Here is a 26,209-nt window from a genome sequence, read left to right as displayed (position 1 = left end):
ATGCGTCATAAATTCTGGATGTTCCGTAAGGTTAATGATATTCCTCTCCGATCAAAATTTCTGCTTATTTATGTACTAAGTATTCTCCTTCCTGTAATAACGATTAATATCTTCTTCTATCAACGAACCTCTGCGGATATCAAAATTAGAGAACAGGAAAATCTGCGCAAATCCATCGATAGGGCTGCGGGGGAACTGCTTGGCATGATTGATGAGAGCGTTGCTCTTAGCCGAATTATTGCAGCAGACGATTCGCTCTACGAGGCATTGGATCGGACCTATTCTTCCCCCGTCGATTATTACAATGTGTATCATGCATTTCTGCGAGATAAATTAACACGGTATATGTCAGCGAATATTCTGGAGGTACGTATCTATACGGATAATGATACCATTCAGACGGGCAGTCATTATATTGTGATGAAAGACAAGAATGTACTTCCTGGATTGAAACAGCTGAAATCCACCAGTGGGGGCATTCTTGTTGTTGATTATGTTGAGCCGTCCGGATTTAACGCGGGAAGAAGGATCAGTGTGATTGGCAAAATGGATACCTACACTTCCTATGCCAATTACAACAAGTATTCCAAGATCGATCTGGAACTTAACCGGGTGTATAGCATTTTGAATCGTGAATCAGACAGTCTTCAGCTGCGTCTGGTCGATAGCAACAACCGTACTGTCGTTTCAAGCGGAGAATTCAGCGAAACCGCCATATCCAACCAGGATAACGAACCAATATCCAAGGAAGCTGGCGATTCTGGTTATACACTCGAAAAGTCATTGGGCAATTTAGCGTACCTTAAGGGTTGGAAATTGATTGGCGTTGCCGATACGCGTCACCTTGACCACCTGTTGCAAGAAGCCTTCAAATCCATTCTGGGATTACTGGCAATTAGTATTGTAGTCCCCTCTGTGTTGATTTACATTATTTTGCGTTCCTATCACTATCGGATTCGCAAGTTATCCAGACATATGGAGAAGGTTCGCAATGAACGATTCGATCTGATTGAAATTCAGGAAGGGCGCGACGAGATTGGCGGGCTGATTCGTACATTTAACATCATGATTGGTAAAATTCATACGTTGATTAATGACGTATATAAACTGGAAATCCGTCAAAAAGATCTGGAGTTGGATCAAGTAAGGACCGAATTGTCCATGCTCCAGAGTCAGATGAATCCCCATTTTTTATTTAACACTTTGAATGCCTTGCTGGTCGTTAGTACGAAAAATGGATATACAGAAGTCATTGAGATTATTAAAAGTCTGTCCATGCTGATGAGACAGTTGCTCAGTCATTCTGACAATCTGATTCCTTTGCAAGAAGAGCTGCAATTTACGAATCTGTATCTCCAGATTGAGAAGTTTCGCTTTGGAGAGCTGTTTGATTACACCTTCGAGGTTGACCCTGATGCAGCTTCGTTGCTAATTCCGCGAATGAGTATTCAACCGCTCGTCGAAAATGCCTGCAAACATGGCTTGCAGGCGCGAAAAAATGGCAGACAGATCAAGATAATGGCGAGACGAAATGCTTCTGAATTGCTAATTCAGGTGATCGATAATGGAATCGGCATGGATGCAGGGAGACTAACCGAGCTTCTGAGAGATATTCGTTCTGAAAGACCCAGAAACGGTGAACATGTAGGACTGCGTAATGTCTACCGCAGGTTGGAACTCTTTTATGAAGGAAATGCGATATTCGATCTAAGCAGTGTACCGGGAGAGCAAACCATTGCAGGATACCGTATACCAATCTCCAGGTTGGAACAGAGGAAATAGGAGGTAAACTCTCATGTATAAAGTATTGCTAGTGGATGATGAACCGTATGCCATTGAAGGATTACAACTTCTGATCAATTGGGAAAAGCATGGATTTGAAATCAGAGGTGTGTGCGCCAATGGTGAGGAAGCCATTCGTATGATACAAGAAGATCAACCTGATCTCGTGGTGACAGACATTCGTATGCCTGTCATGAATGGACTTGAACTTGTAGAAGAAGCACGACGATTGGAGCATGAGTCTGTGCTGTTTGTCATCACGAGTGGATACAGTGACTTTAATTATGCCAGACAAGCCATTCGATTAGGTGTCTCCAACTATTTAACCAAACCCGTTGACAGTATGGAAGCAGAGGATATGCTGGTTCGTCTCCGTATGCAATTGCAGGAACGTGAAAATCAGGAGCGTATTCGGGAACATGCCAACGAGCAAAGGATCAAAGCGTTTTTGTCCGCACTGATTAAGGATAAGCAGACTATATCGGAGCAGGAGATGTCAGAGACCCTTCCTCGTTTGAACAAGTCCCATTGGGCATACCTGCGGATAGCTCTTCAAGGAGATATTCAGGAAGCCTGTTTAGTAGCTGAACAAATGGCTGACGCAACAACTAGTTGTTATGTGTTAGACAGAACAAGAGACTCATTGGGACTGGTATGGGGTGAAGAAGTGAATGATAGCGGGGGGACTTCTGAAGCAGTTAAAGCTTTTGCCCAGCGTTTGATGAGCAACATGCAAAATAACGGCTGTGAAGATATTCATATCGCGGTTGGTTCAACGGTGAACAAACTGGAGCTTTTATCTGAATCCTTCTGCTCCGCTCAGGAAGTTGGGCGTTATTTGTTTTTTAATCAAAAGCGCCTGTTGTTTGCCGAAGAAATTCAGCTGGAGAATTGGCAGTTTGATCCGGAAACACTGTCAGAGGTGGACCATATTAGCGAGTTGCTTGAGAACGGTTCTGTAGAGGAACTCTCAAGCTGCATTCGTAGTGCCTTTGAACTGTTTATAGAGATGAAGGCTGCGCCAGAGATTGTACATATTTTCTCTACCCATATTATATTCCGCGGACTGTCCTTGTGTAGAGAATTAGGAGGAGAATCTAATGCTCTAATGAATGAATTGGCAAGCGGAATCCTGGAGAAGGGCCAACGAAATATCGAAAAGGTTGCTAGCAATCTGGAACATTTCTGTTTGCAATGCAAGTCAGAACTGGCTATTTTCCGGGAAAGACAGCTTGGTGGCATTCAGGCAACGGTTGCTGAATATGTGCAGATGCATTACAGAGAGACGTTTACGATCCAGGAACTCGCAGAACGATTCTACGTGAACCCAGTCCATTTAGGGCAGTCCTTTTTGCGAAAGTACGGCAAAGGTGTAATCGAGGTAGTACATGATCTGCGAATGGAAGAAGCGAAACGTCTCCTCCAGCATACGAATCAGACATCAAGTGCGATCGCAGAGCAGGTAGGGTACCGCAGTTACCAGCATTTTCTAAGACACTTCGAAAAACGTACAGCCATGAAACCTTTAGAATACAGACAAAAGTATGTGAATTGAGACTTGAAAAAGAAGAACCTCTCCCGAATAAGACCTGCAATTACAGGGGGGTGGACCTTAAATATATATATTTTGAAACCGCATACATTTCTTCATACTAAAAACAGTAAGACATACTACTTCCAAGGAGGGCAAGTACATGGGGGGACTTAAGAAAAAGAAGCTTTGGGGTTCCGTATCACTCGTTCTGGCTTTAAGTTTGGCACTTGCAGGATGCAGCGGTGACAATGAGAAAGCAACTACACCGGATGGGAAAGAGGTACTGAACATTACGGCCTTTATCGGAACGCCAAATCAGGCGCCAGCTAAAGACAACCGAATCTACAAGAAGATCCAGGATGAGCTCGGAGTCAATCTTGAGATGGAGTTTCTTGTGGGTGATCTTCAACAGAAGCTCGGCGTTATGATTGCCGGTGGCGATTTCCCTGACTTGATCACAGCAGATACCAAACTGGTATCAGCCGGTGCGGTTATTCCGCTCGAGGATCTCATTGAAGAGCATGCACCTAATCTGAAGAAGCATTTCGGTAAAGACTGGAACCGGATGAAAGATTCCAGTGACGGACACATTTACTGGTTGCCTAACTATGGAGTGTATACAGGGGAGTTCATTAGTAACTATTATTCTGGGCCAGCATTCTGGATTCAAAAGTCCATACTGAAGGATGCCGGGTACCCGACTCCTAAAACGTTGGATGATTTCACAAAGTTGGTTCGTGATTATGCAGCCAAGAATCCGACGATTGATGGACAACCGACGATTGGCTTTACTACACTGGCATCTGACTGGCGGACGTTCCCTTTGCTTAATCCACCAGAACATCTTACGGGTCACCCTAATGATGGGGGCGTAGTCGTAGATGAGAATGGAGTGGCGAGTGTTTTTGCCGACAAGGATATCTCCAAACGTTATTATAAGGAACTAAACAATCTGTACAATGAAGGATTGCTGGATAAAGAAGCCTTCGTTCAGAACTATGATCAATATCTGGCCAAAATTTCTTCGGGACGTGTACTTAGTATGTTCGACCAGCACTGGAATTTCCAAGCCGGCGAAGACCCACTCGTAGCACAGGGGAAAATCGGTCAGACATACGTAGGCTTCCCGCTAGTCTATGATACAAGTATCACAGATCATTATCTGGATCGTCCGGTCATTAACTTGAACAATGGTTTTGGTATCAGTAAAGATGCCGAAGACCCTGTCGCACTCATTAAATTCCTCGATAAGCTTATGGATGAGAAGTACCAGAAACTCTTGTCATGGGGTGAAGAAGGTGTAGACTATCAGGTGAATGAAGAGGGAAGATTCTATCGTACACCAGAGCAACGTAAAGAGCAGGATGATCCGGCATGGAGATTGGTTAACAAAGCGGAAGGTTTCTATGCTGCGGCACCAAAGCTCGAAGGAACATTTGAAGATGGCAATGCCATTGGAGCGATCAACCAACCTGAGGAATTCTATGACAACCTCAAACCGGAAGATAAAGAGCTTCTGGATGCATATGGCTTCAAAACGTGGAGTGACTTCTTCTCTCCTGCACCAGAAAATCCAGTGTACTATCCAGCATGGCAGGTCGATCTGAAAGAAGGCTCTGATGCTGCGGTAGCGAACAAACAAATGACAGACACTTCATTGAAATTCTTACCTAAAGCGATCATGTCAAAACCGAATGAATTCGATAACATTTGGACTGAATATGTAGACGCTTACAAGAAAATCGATATTAAAGCTTATGAAGACCGAATTAATGAACAACTGAAATGGAGAATCGAGAACTGGTCTGTTAAATAAAAAAATGCGGCAATGATTCACTCGGAAGGTATTAACCAAAGGAATTACTCAGGCGAGTACCTTCCGGGTATCATGCATAAAGTCGCTGTAAGCCAATAGGAGGAGTGAAAGATGGCGAACACGCCTGGAGCCATACCAGAGCAAACCACCCGTACAGTCGTTGCCAAAACACCAATGTTAAAACGGTTGCGCGGACAAAGACAACTAATGTTCATGTCATTGCCCATCGTTGCGTACATTCTCGTATTCTCGTATTATCCCATTTGGGGCTGGGTTATGGCCTTTCAGAATTACAGTCCTGCCAAGAATTTCTCCCAGCAGGAATGGGTCGGGCTCAAACATTTCAAGTTTTTGCTAACTGATGATGCTTTTCTTAACGTGCTTCGTAATACCATTGCGATGAGTGTAATCAATATGGTACTCGGATTTGCGACAGCCATTATATTTGCCATTTTACTTAATGAGATCAAGCATAAGTTCTATAAACGAACGATTCAAACGATATCGTATTTGCCTCACTTTCTCTCATGGATTATCGTGACAGGCATCGTGGCAAGTTCACTGTCTGTAGACGGCGGGATTGTCAATGTGGTGCTCATGAAGTTAAACATCATTCAAGAACCTATCATGTGGCTCAGCGTTCCGGAATATTTCTGGGGCATTGTAGGCGCATCTCATGTGTGGAAAGAAGTAGGCTGGAATGCCATTATTTATCTGGCGGCCATTACGTCGATCGATCCCTCGCTCTATGAAGCAGCAGAGATCGATGGTGCGAACCGATATAAGAAAATGCTGTATGTGACCTTACCCGGAATCAAATCCATTGTTATCATTTTGCTGATCATGAATATGGGCTGGATTCTGGAAGCTGGATTCGAAGTTCAGTATCTGTTAGGTAATGGTGTGGTTGTCGACTGGTCACAGACGATAGATATATTTGTCCTGAAATACGGACTACAGATCGGAAATTACTCTTTGGCTACCGCAGCAGGCATATTCAAGACAGTAGTTAGTATCACGCTGATCTTTGCAGCGAATTCTATTTCCAAACGGCTCGGGGAAGACCGATTAATATAAGGGGGACTAGAGATGGGAATCAATAAATCTCGGCTTGAACCGATTGTCTTCCATACGTTAAATGGTATACTGATGATCGCAATCGCGATTGTTACCCTGTATCCGTTTGTGAATACACTCGCCGTATCGTTCAATGCCGGTAATGACACCATCCGGGGTGGGATTTATCTGTGGCCTCGGGTATGGACAGATCAAAACTACAGAGCAGTATTTGCAGGAGGAACCATCTTCAGCGCCTTTGGTATATCTGTGGCGAGAACAGTTTTGGGGACAGTATTAAGTCTATTCTTAACCTCCATGCTGGCTTACACATTAAGCCGAAAAGACTATATATTACGAAAGCCCATTACCATTATTGTTGTTCTTACGATGTATTTTAGTGCAGGTCTTATTCCAACGTACTTCCTAATGAAAGATTTGCATTTGTTAAACAACTTTCTGGTGTACATTATTCCTGGGTTGATCAGTGCTTTTAATATGATCGTTATTCGAACCTATATCCAGACACTACCTGAGGGACTGATCGAATCTGCCAAAATTGATGGTGCTGGAGATTTCAGAACGTTCATGTCCATTATTCTACCGCTGTGCCAACCAGTGTTGGCTACGGTTGCACTGTTCATTGCAGTCGGCCAGTGGAACTCTTGGTTCGATACGTTCCTCTATGCTTCTTCTAAACAAAACCTGAGTACGCTGCAATATGAGTTGATGAAACTATTATCTTCTTCCATGAATTCCAACAGCAGTGCAGCCGTTGCCAATGGGGCAGATCTTGGCGCTGCGCGCAACATGGTCACTCCAGTATCTATTCGGGCAGCCATTACAATTGTTGCCGCATTGCCGATCTTGGTTGTATATCCATTTTTGCAGAAGTATTTCGTTCATGGCTTGCAGCTTGGCGGGGTAAAAGAGTAAACTTGATTGGTAAACAGATTCTGTTAAAGATTAATAATCCAGAACGGCCACATGCGTGGCCGTTTTTGACTTGTTTAGAGCCATTTATCCACAAAGGGGAGTTACACCAGAAGAACGAAAAAGTTTTGTTCAACAATATTGTTGACAATCTATTTGACACTACTGTATTATAAATTGTTTTACTTCTATAAATTGCAGGAGTGCCAATAGCGCAAGTGCTCCTTATTAAAGAACTGTCTACAACACCTGAATTTCCCAAGCTTTAACATTGTTGACGAGGAGACTAAAGAAAATGAAAGTACTAATTGTGGAAGACTCCATCTTTGTACAGAAATTGGTCCGAAAGCTAATTATGGATCATATTACGGATTGCGAGATTCAGATTGCAAGCAATGGAGAGCAAGGATATAACTTATATCAGGCATTCAAGCCTGATCTTATCATAACGGATCTGCTAATGCCTGGTTTGAATGGACAAGAAATGCTTCGTATGATTCGGGAAATCGATCGGGATGTACATATTATTATTTTATCCGCGGATATCCAGAAGGCGACACGTGAAGAAGTAGAGAGTCTAGGAATCTCAGGCTTTTTAAATAAGCCCTTAACTGTTGATAAAGCAAATACGTTGGTTGAATTAATTCGGGTGACCAATCATGCTGAATGAATTGCAGAAGGATTTGCTTACTGAACTTGTGAACGTATACGTGGGACAAGCTGCCAATATGTTATCAGAGATTGTTGACAGGCATATTGTATTGAACATTCCTGATGTAGAACTGATTTCTTTCTCCGATGTTGATCGGAAAGATCGGAGATATAACATTTTTTTCAATGAAGGGCATCTATTCAGGTCTTCTCTTCAATTTGGCTATGAGTTTCAAGGAAAAGCTTTTTTGATGTTTCCCGCGGAGCAGGCTAAAATCCTGGCAAATATGTGTCTTGGGGAGCTCACTGAGACCATACCTGAAAACTTCCGCTTGATGGATACCGATCTGGATGTGTTGAAAGAAGTCAGCAATGTCCTTCTCAATGCCATCATTGGAGAATTTGGCAATTTCCTTGAGTTAAAACTTGAATATGTACTGCCGGATATTGAATTAATTCATGGCACTCACTCTGATCCGGAAATACTACTTCAAAACGAAGTATATGTACTTGTTCTCCATACATCGTTTTTGCTCGCCGAAACGGACGTGAAAGGAATAATTATTATTGCGTTGAGTATGAGCTCCATCTCCATTTTGCTAGACAAAATTGATGCATTGCTAGGAGCTGGCCATGAATAATCTTCTATCACAAGCACTGAAAAAAGCCAATATAGGCATGCTCATTGTCGATAGACAATTGAAAGTTGTTCTTTGGAATGGCTGGTTGGAACGCTTTACTGGCAAAAATGCGGAAGAGGTTATAGGACTGAATCTGCTTGAAGTCTGCCCACGGTTTAAGTCGAACATGTATCAGAATATTTTGCAAAATGCGCTGTATCACGGTCAGAGCAGATTTTGCTCAAGCGCTTTACATAAGGCATTCATTCTCCCGAGGGAAGGCGAGGATGAATATATATTCAGACAAAATATGCACGTGGAGCCACTCTATCTGGAAGATCACAGTTATGCCCTTATTCAGATTACTGACATGACGAATACAAATACCCGTGTGTATAAACTTAAAAATCTGATTAAAGAACTTGAGACGGAATATACCACAATTAAAAAGTCCGCGAGAATGAGCAAACATCTGTCTTTGCATGATGTGCTTACCGGTCTGCCTAATCGTCTTGCTTATAATGACCGTCTTGCCTGGTCAATTAGCAATGCACAAAGACACGATAGCAAACTTGCTGTCATGTTTGTGGATGCCGATGGATTCAAGCAAGTGAATGATACATATGGACACGATGTTGGGGATCAAGTGTTGATGGAGATGGCAAAACGTTTCAGAGAAACGATCCCGAGCACAGACATGGTGGCCCGGCTCGGCGGGGATGAATTCACTATCTTAAGCCATCTACAGAATGATCAAGAGGCTATAACAATTGCCAAAAAGTTGGATGCTGCATTCAGTACGCATTTTAAAATTGCTGGAAACCATATTAATCTATCCATAAGTATAGGCATTAGCCTGTTTCCAACCCATGGACAAGAGCCTTCTGAACTTCTAAGATATGCCGATCAAGCCATGTACACGATTAAAAAGAATGGCAAAAATGGTTACGGAATCTATGAACCTGAACATGTTGAAGAATTCTAAAGATGCCTGTTAATAAAGTTGCTATAATAGCAACTTTATTTGTCTATACGATTAACATAAGAAAAAATACGTTTCTGGTGGTGCGTAGATTGAACGAAATGGTTGGTGCGATAGTCGCACTTTTTCTGTTTACTTCGGAATTTACGATTAAACACTTTTCGCTACGATAAAATTGTGATAATTCAAGTTAGTTTTGTTCATTTAAATGCTCTTGAGATTACAGTACACTTAAAATAACATACGAACGGAACATACTAAACATGAGAAGAAATGTGAGGAATTATACTTCGTTGGAGGGTTAAAAGTGAAGACCAAAAATATCTGGTTTAATCAACCTGCTAGAACATGGGAAGAGGCATTGCCTATCGGAAATGGAACTCTTGGAGGCATGATTTTTGGAAAAACACAGATCGAGAGAATTCAGCTTAATGAGGATAGCCTGTGGTATGGTGGCCCGATGCAGCGGAATAATCCTCAAGCCCTTGAATCTTTATCTCAGATCAGAAACCTGATTTTTGATGGCAAGATTAGTGAAGCAGAAGAACTCGCAGCAGATACTCTGGTAGGTGTTCCTGACGGGCAAAGACATTACGAGCCATTAGGCGACTTTTACATCGCTATGGATCACAGTGGACAAGAAGCGAATGATTATCAAAGACATCTCGATCTGGAACATGGTAAGGTAAACGTGCATTATACCGTAGATCAATCCATATACAGCCGTGATTATTTTGCTAGCTACCCGGATCAAGTGCTCGTTGTTCATCTCAAATCCAGCGTACCTGGAAAGTTATCTTTCTCCACTATTTTTGGCAGGGGAACTGTTCTGGAATCATCATCATGGTCCAATATTCTCAAACATCCTGTTGGTTTCCAATCCTATCTGGATCGGATCGAGAAGCGTGGAACGAATAACTTGATTATCCGAGGAAGAAGTGGGGGAGAAGAAGGAATTCGATTTTGTTGCGGGATTCGCCTTATATCTGAAGGGGGGCAGGTTCATTATTCAAGCGGACAGCTTTCTCTTAAGGATGGTAACTCAGCGACTATTCTAATCTCGGCCTGCACAGATTTCCGAATACCCAAGGAACAACTCGAAGCAGAGTGCCTCCGAAGAATTGAATCCGCTTCCACAAAGTCATATAACGAACTGCTCGCCGATCATGTCTCGGATTATCAATCCTTATTCGAAAAGATGGATATACATCTTGAAGATGATCATACAGATGTTATCTGTTCCGAACTTCCAATCGATCAGCGCCTTGAACGGCTTAGAACTGGTAAACATGATCCGGAACTGATAAGTCTATACTTTCAATTTGGTCGTTATCTGCTTATCTCAAGCAGCCGTCCAGGTTCTTTACCGGCAAATCTCCAAGGGATATGGAACAAAGACATGCTTCCTGTATGGGATAGCAAATATACGATTAATATTAATGCACAGATGAACTACTGGCTCGCAGAGAGCTGTAATCTTTCTGAATGTCACGTTCCCTTGTTTGATTTTATAGAGCGACTGCATGTTCGAGGAAAGGAAACTGCTAGAATCATGTACGGATGCAGGGGGTTCGTCGCCCACCACAATTCGGATATTTGGGCTGACGCTGCTCCGCAGGATGTATGCATGACATCGACGTTTTGGACCATGGGAGGAGCGTGGCTTTCATTACATCTGTGGGACCATTATGAATACAATCAGGATGTTCAGTTTCTTCAAAAAGTTTACGCCACGATGAAAGATGCGGCTATGTTTATTCTGGATTATCTGATAGAAGATCCTTCCGGCAATTGGGTAATATGTCCTTCCTCCTCACCGGAGAATCGCTATATCTTAGATAATGGAGAATCGGGGGCTTTATGCTTTGGTGCTTCGATGGACAATCAGATTATTAGAGAACTCTTCACGCGCTGCATTGAGAGCACCCGGATATTGCAAGAAGATCAGGAATTCGGAGAACAGCTCCGTAATGCGCTAACCAAAATACCGGAAACCTCCATTGGAAAACATGGCCAAATCCAAGAGTGGAGTAACGATTATGATGAATTGGAACCTGGCCACAGACATATTTCCCATTTATTCGCTTTGCATCCGGGAACGCAAATTACGGCGCAAGCCACGCCTGATCTGGCTAAGGCAGCTCGCGTAACACTCGACAGAAGATTGGAACACGGTGGTGGACACACCGGATGGAGCAGGGCGTGGATTCTCAACATGTGGGCACGATTAGAGGAGTCGGAACTTGCACACGATAACATCGTGGAACTTCTACGTTCCTCCACGTTACCCAATCTGTTTTGTGATCATCCTCCATTCCAAATTGATGGGAACTTTGGAGGTACTGCAGGTATAGCAGAGATGCTTCTCCAGAGCCATGACGGAGTACTCCGATTGTTACCTGCTTTGCCCGCAGCCTGGCCAACAGGATATATTCATGGTATTCGGGCTCGTGGCGGATTTGAATTAGATCTGGAATGGGAAAATGGTCGTCTGTTAAATACCAGAATTCGTTCTATTGAAGAGACAAGAGTAACCGTGTCCTATCTGGACCAAAAGATAGAATTAAACTTTCCTGGCCCCAATTCTATCATTGAATTGAAAGGAAACACCTGGATTTAATAGAATGATCATTAATAAGTTACCGATTTACATGAGCGAATATCGCCCGACAGAATTGTCGGGTGAATTCGCTCTTTTTCTTTTCTGAGCTAAGATAAAGCCAGTGATTCAAGCCGAATCAACGGCTTTTTGGTGTGAAATCGATGTTTTTAATAGTCCTTTCGCGCAATAAATATAGCGATCTATGCAATGAAATTACAGATTGCAACCTATAAAATGTAAGCATATTACATATTTGAGTATAATTAATGAAACCGCTTCCAGATGGGAGGAGAGTAGTTTCTGGCGGGGGTATTTTCGTTGGAAGAAAGGGGACAAAAGGATGTTATCAGTACTACTGGTAGATGACGAGATGTATGTACGAAAAGGGCTGTATGAGCTCATAAGCTGGAATGATCTTGATATGGAGATTATCGGAGAGGCAGAGAACGGTCTAGAGGCACTGGATCTGATTGAACGCCTGCAGCCAGATGTGATTATAACCGATATTCGTATGCCGATTCTGGATGGACTGGAACTTATTCGTGCCGTAGAGAAAATGCCTCATCTGGAACCTGTGTTCATTATCATCAGTGGTTATCATGACTTCAAATATGCACAGCAGGCAATCAGGTACGGTGTTCATGACTATATTCTGAAGCCTATTGATGATGAAGAACTGACGGCGACGTTGCAGAAGTCGGCTAATCTCATTTGCAACAAAAGAAAACATATACTCATGGCCGAGGGGCAGGCCAGTAACATCATGTTGGAGGATCTGATCAAAGGTCATGTACAGAAGCAGGATGAACCTCGATATGCCGAGATGCTCGGAATCAATCATAATTCCAATCTGCTCATGACTTTGATTGAACTTCAGACCGGATTAGATGAAATTAAAATTACCATTGAACAGGTACGTGAAGCAGTACAATCTCTCGAGAGTAACTTATGCCAAATGTTCATCAGTGAGCAACAGCACGGCATGTTTGCATTATTAATGTTGTGGTCTAAACCTGATCAAGGTGGCATGGCGTTACAGGATAAGCTGCATTCTATTCATATAACACTGAGCAAAAAGCTTAATCTGGACATCGGTCTTTACGCAGGAACACTCGTCAAAGAGATTGGAGATATCCCACAATCCCTTATGGCGGCTAAAGAAGCAGCCAAGCATAAATATGCAGAAACTGGTGGTGTCGTGCGCTATACGGAGATCAAAGACAAACCACTGTTTGTTTTTAATGTATACCAGGAGGAGGTAGATCAATTAATCTTGAGCCTGGAAGAGGGGGATAGGGCAGCTTACCAAAACATTGTAGAAGAGAAATTCAAATTGTTTCATATGAATCGATTTTCTCCTCAGGCTGTAGCTGGTTCTCTGTTGCATTATATAACGGGTATTCTCGCTGTAGTCCACGAAATGGATGGTACTGATGAAGGGCTGCAACAGCTAAAGGAGCTGGCACAACAAAGTCATGAAGGGTGGAATTTAAGACTACTGAAGAATGCTTTTCTCATGGCGCTGGAGGAAGCCGAGCATTATGTGTCTCATTTGCGAATGGAGCGATCCAAAGGGGATATCAGCAGGATCAAACGGTATATTGATGCTAATTATACCGAGAACATCAATCTCAAAAGCATTGCTGCGCTCTTCTACATGAATCCCGTTTATCTTGGGCGGTTATTCCGCAAAAGCTACAATCAGTACTTCAATGACTATCTGCTGAACCTGCGGATTCATGAGGCGAAGAAGTTACTGCGGCAGACGGATCTGAGAATGTACGAGGTCGCTGCACGCGTGGGATTTCAGAATGCAGATTATTTTGTAACCCAGTTTGAGAAGCTCGTTAAGTTATCGCCTACAGAGTATCGCAATCTTCTTATGGGAAATGAACAGCGAGGTGCACAATGCCAAGATGGAACCTGAATTACATGAAGCTTCGAGATAAGCTACTGCTGATGTATGTCCTGTCCGTGTTTATTCCCATTGTTGTTACCAATGTGGTGTTCTACAATGTTACATCCGCCAATATTCGTAGTCAGAAAACTCGTGATGCCGGCATGGCCTTGAACAATCTGAAGAACGACCTGCGTGTAACCATTGATCAGGGCGTCGGTCTCTCTTATTCGTTATATACGGATCCTGTGTTCAATGACACCATCTCGCGTTCGTTTCGAAGTCATTTTGAGTACATTGACGCTTATAATTCGTACCTGAAAGGGCAATTCTCCGGTCAATTGAATCAGGGGATTCGCTGGTATCAAGTGTATACCGATAATCCTACTATTCTATCTTCCGGTTATATTGATCGTTTAAATGACGTGGTCCGAAGCTCTAAGTGGTACGTTCAATTTCAGACATATTCCGCTCCTTATCCGGCTCTGATCTCATCTGATCAAATGTTAAGTCTGGTACAAAGGCTCGACAATCTGGACACTGGGGGGAGAGAGCAGTTACTTAAAATTGACCTCAACATGGAGACGATCAAGCAGTATTTTCACAACAGCGGATTCGACGGAAAAGTGTATTTAGTTGATCCAGGAGGACACATCCAATTTTCAAATGATTATACAGCAGAAGCATCTCTGATAGGGAAACGTTACAGTGAGATCCAGTTTCCGAACAAAATGATTCCCTTTGAACTTACGTATACAAGCATTAACTATCTGGAAGGGTGGTCCCTGCATGGCGTTATGGATGAAGAAATTGTGCTGAAGGAGGTACGGAAGTCCCGTTCCTTCGTGGTTTGGCTTGCTTGCATTAATTTTGTCTTGCCTTCCATCATCATCGCGGCCATGTCCAGATCCATCCATGTCAGACTGGTGCGGATTCTAAAACATATGAAAAAAGTGAAAACACAGAATTTTCAAACGATTCCTCCTGAAGATGCAAGAGATGAGATCGGTCAGCTCACGATGGAATTCAATCGAATGACCGAGACGATCCATAACTTGATTCATGAGGTATATCTAGCTGACATTCAGAAGAAAGACCTAGAGTTAAAACAGCAGCAAGCTCAGCTTCATGCACTCCATAGCCAGATCAACCCTCATTTTTTGTTCAATACCCTGGAGTCGGTACGGATGCGGAGCCTCATTAAGGGCGAGAAAGAGACCGCCAAAATTGTGCATAACATGGCCAAGATGTTTCGCAAGTCGATCAGTTGGAATCAGAATGATGTGACAGTGAAGGAAGAACTCGAACTCATCGAGAGTTTTTTGCAAATCCAGAAATATCGCTTTGGCGACAAACTCCAATACAGCATTGAAGCTGATCCTGCGGTACTGATGTACCGAATCCCCAAGATGGTAATTCTCCCCTTTGTGGAAAATGCAAGTATTCATGGTATTGAATCATCTCCGGGTGTAGGCATCATTCAACTCTTCGTTTCAACTGAAATTGACCACCTACTTATCCGACTAACGGATAACGGAATAGGGATGTCACAAGCTAGATTGGAAGAATTGCTGAGCTATCTGAATCAGAACACGGATATGGGAGAGCATGTTGGCATGAAAAATGCGTATAGTCGCTTAAAACTTTGTTATAAAAATCACTTTACATTTGACATCCAGACAGGGGAAGGAGAAGGGACACGTATCCAAATTAAGCTTCCACTTGATCCATCAGCCATGCCAGGCGACTAAATATGAGGGATATACTTTTCAAAGTAGGAGGTACACTTTCATGGGTAACTTTGAAAGCGCTATCTTGATATATTGAGAAGGCTTAAAGACACAAACAATACTTGAAGGGGGCAATTGCTACATGTTTAGAAAAAGAAACATTATAACAGGTCTGGCCATTTTACTGGCTGTAACGCTGGGAGGTTGCAATAAAGCCAGTCCGGAAGCCTCTTATCCTGATAGTAATGACAACACCCCGGTCACCTTTAAATATTTCACGTTTGGCGGTGGCAAGAAGGATATTCTGGCAAGCAGCACGACCATTGGCAAGAAGTTACAGGAACAAACAGGTGTTGACTGGAAGATGGAATATCTGGTCGGCGACGGTGCAACCAAGGCAGGTGTCATGATTGCGAGTGGGGATTACCCCGACATCATCGACTCCAGTGGTGAAATGGCCAAGTTGATGGATGCAGGATCTTTTATCCCACTGGATGAACTGATCGATCAATACGGGCCTAACATCAAGCGGGTATACGGGCCTTATATGGACAAATTCAGACAGGAGGATGGAAAGATCTATTTCTTGCCATACACAGCCAACATTGGTTATGTGTCAGAGCCTAACTTCCAGACCGGCTTCTACATTCAGCGGGCTGTGCTCAAAGAGTTTAACTATCCCAAGATCAAAACGCTGGACGAATATTTTGACTTGATTGAGCAATACAAGCAAAAGCATCCGCAGATCGATGGAAAAGAAACCATCGGCTTCGCCACACTTGCGGGTGAGTCGGGCAGCTTCTTCACCCTGCTAAATCCGGCCATGCATCTGGCTGGATATCCAAACGATGGCAGTGTCATGGTGGATATGCAGAGCCATGAAGCCAAACTGGTAGCCGGATCTGATTATCAGAAACAATGGATTCAGAAGCTGAGCGAGGTTAACGCACAGGGGATGTTTGATCCCGAATCCTTCACAATGAACCAGGATCAGTATCTCGCCAAGTTGACGTCAGGTCGGGTTCTGGGATATTTCAGTTACTCCTGGCAGGTTGGAGACGCAACGAACAACCTCAAGAAGGCTGGTATTGACGAAAAACGTTACGTATCTCTACCGATCGTATTTGATGACAGTGTCAAAGACCAGTATGTGGACCCGCCAGGTTTTGTGAACAATTATGGTGTTGGAATTACCGTCAATGCCAAAGATCCCGTGCGAATTATTAAATATTTTGATAATTTGCTCAAGGAAGAAAACCAGATTCTGGTGCAATGGGGCATTGAGGACGAGACGTATAGTGTGAATGACGAAGGTCGCTTTTATTTCAAAAATGATGACCAACGCAAGGCACATGAAGATCCCGAATTAAGTCGTAAGTTCGGCTTTGACTATTTTAATTACAGCTGGCCTCGTTACGGCAATAACTCTGTACTGGAGGATGGCAACGCCTATGGACCAGGCAATCAACCAGAAGTGGCTACCTTTAGTTACACGGACGGTGACAAGCTGTTGTTAGAGAAATATGGTGTGGAGACATTCACAGAACTATTCAGCACGCCGGATGAGCGTCCTTGGTCTCCTGCATGGTCCATTGCACTGGAGCAAGGTTCTCCTGAACAGATTTTCATCACCAAGGCAGAAGATCTCCAGAAGAAATATTTACCCAAAATGATTATGGATGCGCCTTCCACTTTCGAGAACACATGGAATGAGTATATGAGTCAATTGAATCAACTGGACAAGAAAACATACGAAGCTACGATAACACAGGCAGTGAAGGATCGTGTAGCTGGCAAATGGTGAGTGCAATCCATAGAGACGATAAGGAACGGGGGATATTCACATGTTAAAAACGAAAGTTAGAATAGCAAGTTTAGCTGTATTAGTGACCGTTTTGCTGGCTGGGTGCAATCAGAACAATTCGTCATCACCTTCAGCCACAGGTGATGATGAGAACAGTCCAGTCACGTTCTCGTATTACATGTTCTCTCCAGGCAAGAAGGATACTCTGGCAAGCGAAACAACAATCGGTAAAGTGTTGCAAGAACAAACAGGTGTGGACTGGAAGTTGGAATATCTGGTAGGTGATAGTGCGACAAAAGCCGGTGTCATGATCGCCAGTGGAGACTATCCTGATGTCATTAGCTCCAGTGGTGAGATGTCCAAGTTATTGGATGCCGGGGCCTATATTCCGCTGGATGATCTGATTGAGGAATACGGCCCTAATATCAAACGGGTATATGGACCATACTTCGATAAAATGAAAAATGCAGAAGACGGAAAAATCTATGCGCTGCCTTATACGGCTAATCAGGGTGAGTATTCAGGTAGTCCAAATGTTGGTGGGGGAGCCTTCTGGATTCAGCGCTCTGTGCTCAAAGAGTTTAATTATCCTAAGATCACTACACTGGATGAATATTTTGATCTGATTCAGGATTACAAGGAAAAACATCCAACAGTTGATGGTGCAGAGACGATCGGATTTGTGTCACTTGCAGGTGTGGCCAATAACTTCTTCACCTTGCAGAATCCAGCGATGCATCTCGCCGGTTATCCGAACGATGGCAGTGTCATGGTGGACATGACTACCCATGAGGCGAAAGTCGTCGCCGGAACAGATGCTCAGAAAAAATGGATTCAGAAGTTAAATGAGATTAATGCTCAAGGGATGCTGGATCCGGAATCCTTTACGATGAACAAAGACCAGTATTTGGCCAAACTGACTTCGGGTCGTGTGTTAGGATACTTCAATTATGGCTGGCAGATTGGGGATGCGTCGAAAAACCTGCTCTCGGCAGGCATTGATGAGAAGCGCTATGCACCACTTCCGATCGTGTTTGATGAAGGAATTAAGGATCAATATGTTGATCCTCCCGGCTTCGTTAACAACTATGCAACCGGTATCTCGGTGAACGCCAAAGACCCTGTTCGTATCATCAAATACTTTGATAATTTGCTGAAGGAAGAGAATCAGGTTCTGGTGCAATGGGGCATCAAGGACGAGACGTACAGTGTGGATGAAAAGGGTCGCTTTTATTATGCAAATGAAGATCAACGCAAGGCTCATGATGATCTGGAGCTCAGCCGTAAATTCGGGTTCACCTACTTTGGTACAGATTGGCCGAAATATGGCGGTGAATCTACACTAACCGATGGTAACGCTTATAGCCCTGGCAACCAGCCGGAAGTGGCCGCTGCATCTTACACCGAGGGAGACAAGAAATTCCTTGAAGCCTACGGTATCCAAACTTTTAGTGAATTGTTCAACAAACCGGAAGAGCGGCCTTGGTTCCCGGCTTGGTCCATCGCATTGGAGCAAGGATCACCTGAACAGATCTTCACGACCAAATCGGATGATTTGCAACGTAAATACTTGCCGGAAATGATCTTGGGAGCACCCTCGAATTTTGATAAGCTGTGGGATGCCTATATGGCTGAATTGAACAAATTGGACAAAGCTGGTTATGAAGCGACCATTACCAAAGTTGTGAAGGATCGAGTCGCAGGAAAATGGTGATACGAACACTTTAAGTACGTGTTCAAGAATTCCTTTTTTTGAACAAACTCGTTAAAACAAACTGTACATGCGCAGGAGAAGACGAAAGAACATAAACTCCGGTTTCTCCTCGCATGATGAACAGCATAGGAAAGGAGCAGGTTCACCGTGGAGAAACCTAATGTCTCCCTTAACTCGATGCCGCCAGCCTCGAATCCGAAGGGAACCAGAGCACATTCATTCTTCAAACGTCTTGTGCAACAACGAACACTGGCCTGGATGTGTATACCTTTTGTCATCTGGGCTTTTATCTTCAAGTACCTGCCGTTATGGGGATGGACCATGGCTTTTCAGAATTTCAAACCGGCGAGATCCTTCTCGGATCAGCAGTGGGTAGGCTGGCAGCATTTTAGTACGTTATTTGAAGACAATACCTTCTACCGGGTGCTGCGCAACACACTTGTCATGAGTTCCATTAAACTGGTATTGGGATTTGTGACAGCAATTACACTGGCCCTCTTGTTGAATGAACTGAAAAATGTCATATTTAAACGCTTTGTGCAAACCGTTAGTTATCTGCCTCACTTTATCTCGTGGGTTGTTGCCTCCAGCATTGTATTAACCGTACTGTCACCAGACGGAATTATCAACCTGCTCCTGATGAAGCTTCACCTGATTGATAGTCCGGTACTATGGATGGGAAAAGGTGAATACTTCTGGGGTATTCTTGGGGCAACCGAGGTGTGGAAGGATGTCGGGTGGAACACTATTATCTATCTGGCAGCGATTACGGCAATTGATCCAGCGCAATATGAAGCTGCCGAGATCGATGGAGCCAGTCGCTTCAAACGGATGTTATATATCACGCTGCCTGGTTTGAAACCGGTTATTGTGATCTTGTTGATCATGAACATGGGAAGTATTCTGGAATCCGGATTCGAGCCGCAATATCTGCTAGGTAACGGGATGAACATGGATTATTCGGAGAATCTGGACATCTTTGTACTGAAATATGGATTAGGGATGGGGAACTTTTCCTTGGGTACAGCAGCCGGCATATTCAAAACTGTGGTCAGTTTTGTCTTCCTTTTCTCTGCGAACTATATAGCGAAAAAAATGGGAGAGAGCAGACTATTCTAAAAGGAGGCCTATACCATGCGAAAAGGAAACACATCCCGCTTGCGGAATAGCAGCACCGGGGATCGAGCGTTTGACACCATTAACATGATCTTCATGGTATGTCTGATGATTGTGACGATCTATCCCTTTGTTAATATGATTGCGGTATCCTTCAATAATGCGAACGATGCCATTCGGGGGGGAATATATCTATGGCCCCGTGTATGGACACTGGACAATTACAAATACATTTTTGGCGAATCCGATATCTATCACGCAACGCTGATCTCGGCCCTGCGTACGGTCATTGGAACCGTGGTCTCCGTCTTCTGTACAGCCATGCTTGCTTATACGGTTAGTCGTCAGGAATTTGTGCTTCGTAAGTTCGTTACAATGTTTTTTGTGTTCACCATGTACTTCAGCGGGGGCTTGATCCCCGGTTATCTGCTGATTCGAGACCTTGGATTGATCGGTTCTTTCTGGGTGTATATCATTCCGGGTGTAATCGGTGTATTCAATATGATCGTCATCCGTTCTTTTATTGAAGGTCTTCCGGAAGGCATTCTGGAGTCAGCCCGTATAGATGGGGCAGGGGAGTTCACGACATTTATCCGTGTTGTCCTGCCACTAACGATTCCCGCAATGGCAACCGTATCACTCTTTGTAGCCGTTGGGCAATGGAATTCCTGGTTCGATGTATTCCTCTACAACTCTTCCAATAAAGAATTAAGCACGTTGCAATACGAATTAATGAAGATTCTGCAAACTTCAACGACCTCAGCGACTTCATCAGCAAGTGATGCTTATCAGTCTGCCGAGAGCAATGCAACGGCGGTTACGCCAACATCAATTCGAGCGACGATGACCATTATTGCGAGTGTTCCTATTCTGATGGTGTATCCGTTCTTGCAGAAATACTTTGTACAGGGCATGACGATTGGTGGCGTGAAGGGATAGTCATGATCTGCATATCATTTCATTGAATTATGTCAACGCAACAAACGATACCGTATTCGCGTCTATTCATCCATAGAATAACAACAGGAGTGAAACAAATGCATGTAAAATGGATGACGATGATTGGTGCCGTCCTCGGAACTGTGCTTATAGGGGTGGGGACGGCAGCTGCGGAAGAAAATTTTGTTGATCTTAAGTATTCAAAGTGGGCAGAGGATGGCATCACGTATATGGCGAAACGGGGAACAGTAGCCGGATATGGTAATGGGATCTTCAAGCCTGAGGCACTTGTGACACGGGCACAAGCCGTCACTTTTATGGTACGGGAGCTTTATCCAGATCAGCTTCAGAGAGCAGTGGATGGCACAACCTATTCGGATGTTCCAACGACACACCCTTTCCATCGAGAAATCATGATAGCTGCTAAAAATGGACTTGCGAGTGGTTTCCCTAACGGAACCTTCCGTCCGGATGCACCGCTTAGCCGCGCAGAGACTGCGGCCTTCCTTACAAGGGCATATTCACTCTCGGAAGGTAAGAAGCCCGCAAAATGGACCGATACGGACAAGCATTGGGCGGCAGCGCCTATTCTTATTATGAGTTCCAACGGCTTGGTCGGTGGTTATTCGGATGCCACTTTCCGTCCAAATCAAGCACTCACGCGCGCTGAATATGCCGTATTCATGGCGAGAGTCATTCGCTTCGAACGCGAAGCAGCCATTCGGGCGCAAGATTGGGATAAGCTGATATCTTATATGACGGTAAGTGAGCAAGTGGGTCAGATGCTTATGCCCGATGTTAGGCAATGGAATGGTAAAGCGACGACGAGCGTTAATGAGGGGCTGAAACGCAGTATCCATGATCAAGACTTGGGCGGACTTATTCTTTTTGACAAAAATATTGTTGACGCAAGGCAGCTTACAACGTTCACACATGATATGCAAAGAGAAGCAGGTGACATTCCGCTATTTCTTAGTATCGACCAAGAAGGTGGTGTGATTAAGCGAATACCAGGCGGTACGAATCTGCCAGGTCAGATGGCGTTGGGCGCAACTGGAGATGCAGCGCTTGCCGAAGCGGCTGGTCAGCTGACTGGGGAGGAACTGAAGGCACTGGGAATTCAGATTAACTTTGCGCCAGTGCTGGATATCAACAGTAATCCGGATAACCCCATTATTGGTATACGCTCGTTTGGCTCGGAGCCAGATTTGGTAACGCGGCTAGGTCTCGCAACGATAAAGGGCTTGCAGCAATCCGGGGTGATGGCGGCAGTGAAGCATTTTCCGGGTCACGGAGATACGCAGGTAGACTCCCATCTCGGAATGCCTGTACTAACTCATCATCGCGAGCGATTGGATGCGGTTGAATTAAAACCATTTCGAGCTGCGATTGAAAACGGGGTAGAGATGATTATGACCGCGCATATTGCTTTTCCTGCCATCGATAACGAACATGTCACTTCGCTCAAAGACGGTGAACGTGTGCCGATTCCAGCTACCTTATCGAAAAAAGTACTGACAGGACTTCTTCGCGAAGAACTGGGATATAAAGGTCTCATCATTTCCGATGCATTCACCATGAATGCCATTGCGGAGCATTTTGGGGAGAATACATCGGTAGAACGCGCCGTTTCCGCAGGTGTTGATATCATCCTTATGCCAAAAGATTCAGCAGTGGCCCATCAAACGCTGGTGAATGCGGTGAACAATGGAACGATCAAGGATGAAACTATACACGCATCTGTGAAACGAATCCTGGAGATGAAAGCGAAATATGGTTTGTTTGAACGTAACCAGACTCTTGCGCAAAAGCTAAATCTGCTTAACGGTATTATTGGATCGAAGGAGCATCGAGCGGTGGAGCAGAAAATCGCAGAACGAGCGGTCACCGTACTCAGCAGTCGCGAAGTTATGCTTCCAGATCAAATTCAGCAAGGCGATCGGGTTGTGATTGTCGCAGCCGAGCAGGATCAGGCGAATCAGCTTGAAAAACAACTGTTGCAAGCTGCTAATAACCTGTCGTTAAAGACTGAAATTGCACTTGTTGGACAAGGCAAAATGAATGAAACGCTCCAGGCGATTGGCAAAGCGAATTATGTCATTCTTGCTTCTTACCAATTCCGGAATGTAGCCAGCCAGTTCGGTTGGAGCGATTATCAAACCTTGATTAATGCACTGAACAAGAGTAATCTGCGATATACGCTGTTGTCATTGGGTAACCCTTACGAGATGATCTATCTTCAGAACGTGCGCTCAGGGCTTGCGGTGTATGGAAAGCAGGAGCCAAATACGTCTGCCGGGATCAAAGTTTTACTTGGTCAATTGAAAGCTGGAGGACAGTTGCCCGTTCAAACGGATTAAAGGTCAATCAATGTAGAGAAAATGAAGAAAAAAGACGGATCCCAGCATACGGAATCCGTCTTTTTATTTTAAACTAAACGTTGATTTCAACGATTCATCTACCACGCCATCACTCGAATATTTCTTCGCTGCAAACAAATTGGAGCAGCATCTTCACAAATTGCTCCGTCATCCGCATATCCAATGCATGATCATGAGCAGCACGAATCGTTACCATACGTTGGAGCATGGCCATCATCGTGGTGAAGATAAACTGAGCCAGATCGAGCGGAGGGGACGGATTCTTAATACTGCCGTCAACAACACCTTGGGATAAAGCGCCCATCAGGAAATGATTTTCTTTCCCATTCTGGTTGAATCGATCGTATGTTTCTCTTAATTCAGGACTAAAATCATACATCTCATAGTTGATATCAAATAATTGAATAAACCGGATGTAGTCTGGATGATCCTGGGCATAAACAACCCATGCATTCAACATCACCGTGAGTTGTTCTCGCCCGTTCATGTCCTTCACCGATGTAAGGCTAACCTCATCCGTTAAATGTTCAATCAGTTGCATCTGAATGGCCAGAAGAAGCTCATCCATAGACTGAAAATGTTTATAAAATGTCACTCTGCTAAGTTCAGCTTTCGTACATACATCTTTAATTTTTACTTGCATCAATCCATACTTCAAAAAAAGCTCCTTACCTGCTGCAATCAAATCATCACGATGTTTATTTCCCAATTGTTGATGCCAGTTTTCATTCACTTGTATACCGTTGTCCTTTCTTCGAACGAAATGCGTTCAAGGTAAGTCCGAGAGAAGCGAGGAGCATAATTGCACCAAAAATATACGGGAAGTTTATGTTTTTGTCAAACAATAGTCCTGCGATCAGCGGACCAATCACCGTCCCGAGACTGGAGAATGTCGTATTCAGACCCGATGCATAGCCTTGCCGATCTCCTGCATTTTTGGATATTAACGTGCTGAGTGAAGGCCGCAAAAACGAGTTAAAGGCAAAGAATAACGCAGAAGCGAATAACAGAAAGGTCAGGTTTACTTTAATTAACATTAATAATAAAGCGATGGGCGTAATAATTAAGGAAAGACGGATTAGCTTAATTTCACCGATTCGCTGTACGAACCAATCCAAAAGCCAGATTTGCACAACAATACCGATAATTGCGCCCATGGTAATAATGATGGAGATCGTTGCAGCGTTGAATCCGTATTTTTGTTCTGCAAAAAGCGCGAATACGGTCTCATAACTCATGAGGCCAAAGGTCATGACGAGCAGCACAATCAAGTATTTAAAATACGGTACTTTAAATGAACTCCAGATTTTCTTACCCAAGTGATCTCCCTTTTGAAGTCGGATGGAGACGGTTCTTTTTTCCGGGGGAAGTGTCTCAGGCAGTAGCAGCGTCATCAGTGCAGCAACAAGTCCCAGACCAGCAGCGAAGAAATAAGGCATACGAATCCCCATCTCGGCGATGAGACCACCCAGACCAGGCCCGAGCACCATTCCCAAATTCATGGCTGCACCAAAATAACCCATGCCTTTCGCACGGGTCTCAGGCGTTGTGATATCCGCGACATAAGCGAGATTCGCAGGAACCATTAAACCAAGACTGATTCCCCCGATAATTCGTGCGACATACAAGAGAGGCAGAGCGGTTGAAAGTGCAAAGATCACATCCGAGACAACGGAAAGAAACATGCCGGCCATGATCAACTTTTTACGTCCAAAGCGGTCAGATAATTTTCCTCCCAGTGGTGAAAAGAAGAATTGAGCTGCCCCGAAGGCTGCCACTAGAAATCCGGCGACGGTACCTCCCGCATGAAAGAGCTTCAAGTACTCCGGCAAAATGGGAATAAGCATCCCTTGCCCCAATAAAGCGATAAACAGATTTAACATCAGAATGAATAGTGGAAAGCGAATTGATTTTGGTAATGTACTCATGCTTGTCGTAAGCTCCTTCATTAACATTGTGTTAACCTTTACAGTATGGAAACCATTTTAAATGATTCGAATGAGATATGTAAATGTAAATCTTTTTTAGGTGAGTAGAGCTATAATTAAATTCATATGGAGGTGGGAACGCGTGAATTTGGAGGAACTGTTTACGGTACATGTGAACATCGAGAAAACATTTGATTTACAGAATAGCGAAGGTAATTCAGTTGTCATGATTACTTTTACAGGTCGTGTAACCGGAAAGTACTTTGAGGGAATAGTGCTGGATGGAGGCGTGGATACTCAGATTATCGGGAAGAATGGTGACCCGCATACGCTATCGGCAAGATACATGCTTCAAGGGACAGATCACACAGGAGATAGCTGCAAAATTTATATCGAAAACAACGGAAACATCGATAAAACGCTGAACACTGCTTTATTTCGGACTTCTCCCAAAATGATTACGGACAGTAGAGCCTTATCCTTTTTGAACCGTGAGACACTTGTTGGAGAGGGGTATCCAACGGAGTCCGGAGTAGATATAAAAATATATAGGACACATTGATACACGGAACAGAGGAAAACTGTTTTATTCGTGTGCCGCGGATAAATCACATGCTGTTATGAAGAGATAGAGTCGCTAAGGAGCGGCTCTTTTTTTCGTTATGCGATTTTATGTCCATCTTTATATGTATTCCTTTACATTTATTTAACAAAGGGTGGATAC

19 protein-coding genes are annotated in these 26,209 nt (G+C 43.8%); 17 read left to right on the top strand and 2 right to left on the bottom strand.

The window, feature by feature from the left end:
* The 16 genes from ACX9NY_RS08855 (at position 1) to ACX9NY_RS08780 (ending at position 23,536) form a co-directional block, all read left to right on the top strand.
* A complete protein-coding gene (locus ACX9NY_RS08855; RefSeq protein WP_472478192.1) occupies positions 1-1,782 on the top strand; it encodes a sensor histidine kinase in 1,782 nt (593 codons plus the stop codon).
* Positions 1,783-1,795: 13 nt separating this feature from the next.
* Positions 1,796-3,337, top strand: a complete 1,542-nt coding sequence (locus tag ACX9NY_RS08850; RefSeq protein WP_472478190.1) for a response regulator transcription factor — start codon at positions 1,796-1,798, stop codon at positions 3,335-3,337.
* A 139-nt stretch (positions 3,338-3,476) separates the two neighbouring features.
* Positions 3,477-5,132, top strand: a complete 1,656-nt coding sequence (locus ACX9NY_RS08845; RefSeq protein ID WP_339242710.1) for an ABC transporter substrate-binding protein — start codon at positions 3,477-3,479, stop codon at positions 5,130-5,132.
* A 174-nt stretch (positions 5,133-5,306) separates the two neighbouring features.
* Positions 5,307-6,209 (top strand): ABC transporter permease, encoded by a 903-nt coding sequence (locus ACX9NY_RS08840; protein WP_339243071.1) that lies wholly within the window; start codon positions 5,307-5,309, stop codon positions 6,207-6,209.
* A gap of 12 nt (positions 6,210-6,221) precedes the next feature.
* Positions 6,222-7,124, top strand: a complete 903-nt coding sequence (locus ACX9NY_RS08835) for a carbohydrate ABC transporter permease (protein WP_339242711.1) — start codon at positions 6,222-6,224, stop codon at positions 7,122-7,124.
* 292 nt (positions 7,125-7,416) lie between these two features.
* On the top strand, positions 7,417-7,791 hold the full coding sequence (locus ACX9NY_RS08830; protein ID WP_339261196.1) for a response regulator transcription factor: 375 nt from the start codon (positions 7,417-7,419) through the stop codon (positions 7,789-7,791).
* A complete protein-coding gene (locus tag ACX9NY_RS08825) occupies positions 7,781-8,413 on the top strand; it encodes a chemotaxis protein CheC (protein ID WP_339242714.1) in 633 nt (210 codons plus the stop codon). Before ACX9NY_RS08830 ends, ACX9NY_RS08825 begins: the two co-directional genes overlap by 11 nt.
* Entirely contained in the window at positions 8,406-9,377 is a 972-nt protein-coding gene (locus ACX9NY_RS08820) for a sensor domain-containing diguanylate cyclase (RefSeq protein WP_339261198.1), read from the top strand. Before ACX9NY_RS08825 ends, ACX9NY_RS08820 begins: the two co-directional genes overlap by 8 nt.
* Positions 9,378-9,681: 304 nt before the next feature.
* A complete protein-coding gene (locus ACX9NY_RS08815; protein WP_472478187.1) occupies positions 9,682-11,994 on the top strand; it encodes a glycoside hydrolase family 95 protein in 2,313 nt (770 codons plus the stop codon).
* A 322-nt stretch (positions 11,995-12,316) separates the two neighbouring features.
* Complete coding sequence (locus tag ACX9NY_RS08810; protein ID WP_472478185.1) at positions 12,317-13,903, top strand: response regulator; 1,587 nt, start codon at positions 12,317-12,319, stop codon at positions 13,901-13,903.
* Positions 13,885-15,624, top strand: coding sequence for a sensor histidine kinase (locus ACX9NY_RS08805; RefSeq protein WP_472478183.1), 1,740 nt, complete (start codon positions 13,885-13,887; stop codon positions 15,622-15,624). Before ACX9NY_RS08810 ends, ACX9NY_RS08805 begins: the two co-directional genes overlap by 19 nt.
* 121 nt (positions 15,625-15,745) lie before the next feature.
* A complete protein-coding gene (locus ACX9NY_RS08800) occupies positions 15,746-17,407 on the top strand; it encodes an ABC transporter substrate-binding protein (protein WP_472478181.1) in 1,662 nt (553 codons plus the stop codon).
* A 40-nt stretch (positions 17,408-17,447) separates the two neighbouring features.
* Entirely contained in the window at positions 17,448-19,121 is a 1,674-nt protein-coding gene (locus tag ACX9NY_RS08795; protein WP_472478179.1) for an ABC transporter substrate-binding protein, read from the top strand.
* Positions 19,122-19,298: 177 nt separating this feature from the next.
* Entirely contained in the window at positions 19,299-20,240 is a 942-nt protein-coding gene (locus ACX9NY_RS08790) for an ABC transporter permease (RefSeq protein WP_339243073.1), read from the top strand.
* A gap of 15 nt (positions 20,241-20,255) precedes the next feature.
* The gene (locus ACX9NY_RS08785) at positions 20,256-21,176 is read left to right on the top strand and encodes a carbohydrate ABC transporter permease (RefSeq protein WP_215077816.1); all 921 of its coding nucleotides are present in this window, start codon (positions 20,256-20,258) and stop codon (positions 21,174-21,176) included.
* A gap of 98 nt (positions 21,177-21,274) precedes the next feature.
* Positions 21,275-23,536, top strand: a complete 2,262-nt coding sequence (locus tag ACX9NY_RS08780; RefSeq protein ID WP_472478177.1) for a glycoside hydrolase family 3 N-terminal domain-containing protein — start codon at positions 21,275-21,277, stop codon at positions 23,534-23,536.
* A 109-nt stretch (positions 23,537-23,645) separates the two neighbouring features.
* Here ACX9NY_RS08780 and ACX9NY_RS08775 read toward each other — a convergent pair whose 3' ends face one another.
* Entirely contained in the window at positions 23,646-24,290 is a 645-nt protein-coding gene (locus ACX9NY_RS08775; protein WP_472478175.1) for a TetR/AcrR family transcriptional regulator, read from the bottom strand.
* Positions 24,283-25,485: an MFS transporter gene (locus ACX9NY_RS08770; protein ID WP_472478173.1), complete on the bottom strand. Its 1,203-nt coding sequence runs from the start codon at positions 25,483-25,485 to the stop codon at positions 24,283-24,285. The genes ACX9NY_RS08775 and ACX9NY_RS08770 overlap by 8 nt, the downstream gene beginning before the upstream one ends.
* A gap of 142 nt (positions 25,486-25,627) precedes the next feature.
* Here ACX9NY_RS08770 and ACX9NY_RS08765 point away from each other — a divergent pair, with 142 nt between their 5' ends.
* Positions 25,628-26,047 (top strand): DUF3237 family protein, encoded by a 420-nt coding sequence (locus tag ACX9NY_RS08765; RefSeq protein WP_472478171.1) that lies wholly within the window; start codon positions 25,628-25,630, stop codon positions 26,045-26,047.
* Positions 26,048-26,209: the final 162 nt, after the last annotated feature.

The organism is Paenibacillus sp. CB74, from assembly GCF_055687625.1.
The sequence above is the reverse complement of the archived record's forward strand: the minus strand, read 5'-3'. Positions and strand labels throughout refer to the sequence as shown.

Bases quoted from the DNA above. Each gene is read 5' to 3' on its own strand.
- ACX9NY_RS08855 (WP_472478192.1), top strand. From the start codon at position 1: ATGCGTCATAAATTCTGGATGTTCCGTAAGGTTAATGATATTCCTCTC.
- ACX9NY_RS08850 (WP_472478190.1), top strand. From the start codon at position 1,796: ATGTATAAAGTATTGCTAGTGGATGATGAACCGTATGCCATTGAAGGA.
- ACX9NY_RS08845 (WP_339242710.1), top strand. From the start codon at position 3,477: ATGGGGGGACTTAAGAAAAAGAAGCTTTGGGGTTCCGTATCACTCGTT.
- ACX9NY_RS08840 (WP_339243071.1), top strand. From the start codon at position 5,307: ATGTTAAAACGGTTGCGCGGACAAAGACAACTAATGTTCATGTCATTG.
- ACX9NY_RS08835 (WP_339242711.1), top strand. From the start codon at position 6,222: ATGGGAATCAATAAATCTCGGCTTGAACCGATTGTCTTCCATACGTTA.
- ACX9NY_RS08830 (WP_339261196.1), top strand. From the start codon at position 7,417: ATGAAAGTACTAATTGTGGAAGACTCCATCTTTGTACAGAAATTGGTC.
- ACX9NY_RS08825 (WP_339242714.1), top strand. From the start codon at position 7,781: ATGCTGAATGAATTGCAGAAGGATTTGCTTACTGAACTTGTGAACGTA.
- ACX9NY_RS08820 (WP_339261198.1), top strand. From the start codon at position 8,406: ATGAATAATCTTCTATCACAAGCACTGAAAAAAGCCAATATAGGCATG.
- ACX9NY_RS08810 (WP_472478185.1), top strand. From the start codon at position 12,317: ATGTTATCAGTACTACTGGTAGATGACGAGATGTATGTACGAAAAGGG.
- ACX9NY_RS08805 (WP_472478183.1), top strand. From the start codon at position 13,885: ATGCCAAGATGGAACCTGAATTACATGAAGCTTCGAGATAAGCTACTG.
- ACX9NY_RS08800 (WP_472478181.1), top strand. From the start codon at position 15,746: ATGTTTAGAAAAAGAAACATTATAACAGGTCTGGCCATTTTACTGGCT.
- ACX9NY_RS08795 (WP_472478179.1), top strand. From the start codon at position 17,448: ATGTTAAAAACGAAAGTTAGAATAGCAAGTTTAGCTGTATTAGTGACC.
- ACX9NY_RS08790 (WP_339243073.1), top strand. From the start codon at position 19,299: ATGCCGCCAGCCTCGAATCCGAAGGGAACCAGAGCACATTCATTCTTC.
- ACX9NY_RS08785 (WP_215077816.1), top strand. From the start codon at position 20,256: ATGCGAAAAGGAAACACATCCCGCTTGCGGAATAGCAGCACCGGGGAT.
- ACX9NY_RS08780 (WP_472478177.1), top strand. From the start codon at position 21,275: ATGCATGTAAAATGGATGACGATGATTGGTGCCGTCCTCGGAACTGTG.
- ACX9NY_RS08770 (WP_472478173.1), bottom strand. From the start codon at position 25,485: ATGAGTACATTACCAAAATCAATTCGCTTTCCACTATTCATTCTGATG.